This window comes from Scytonema sp. PCC 10023, from assembly GCF_963920835.1.
In the GTDB taxonomy this organism is placed as follows: Bacteria; Cyanobacteriota; Cyanobacteriia; order Cyanobacteriales; family Nostocaceae; genus Kalymmatonema.
The window spans coordinates 1-445 of record NZ_CAWUDP010000363.1; the positions used below are offsets into that span (position 1 = coordinate 1).

1 protein-coding gene is annotated in these 445 nt (G+C 46.1%); it reads right to left on the reverse strand.

Annotated features, from left to right (window positions below):
- Positions 1-247 precede the first annotated feature (247 nt).
- Positions 248-445: hypothetical protein (locus ACM0OZ_RS49230; RefSeq protein ID WP_414590218.1), on the reverse strand; the 198-nt coding region annotated here is incomplete at its 5' end.

Here is a 445-nt window from a genome sequence, read left to right on the forward strand (position 1 = left end):
ATCAAAGCACTGCTTAATGATTCTAAATATACTCCATCTTTGGTTCCTCAGCCTCTGGAGTTTAGACTAAAAGTCGGCGCTCACTCCCATAACAGTTCAACTGTACTAAAAGGCGGAACTTGAGTACAGGTATAAAAAAGTAGAGGAGAGTCTGTGATTGTTGCTTTCCCCCTCAAGAGCGTTAGCTTAAAGCATTGGGGAATTGTCAATTTTCTCGCTATGAGAGAGCTACTGGGGTGTGTTGCAATCACCGCTGTCGGTGAAAAACATGCTTATGAAGGGGCGATCGCCTGAAGACAATTCCCGCTTCAGTTATCCCTAATAATTCGGTACGATGCCGGAGCAACAGGAGATTGTCGGGTTGGGCATCGGGTTGCGCGAGGGGGGCTACCTCATATCTTGCACCTGGAAATTTGAATGTCAATTCCAAGACTAAGTGCCAGTT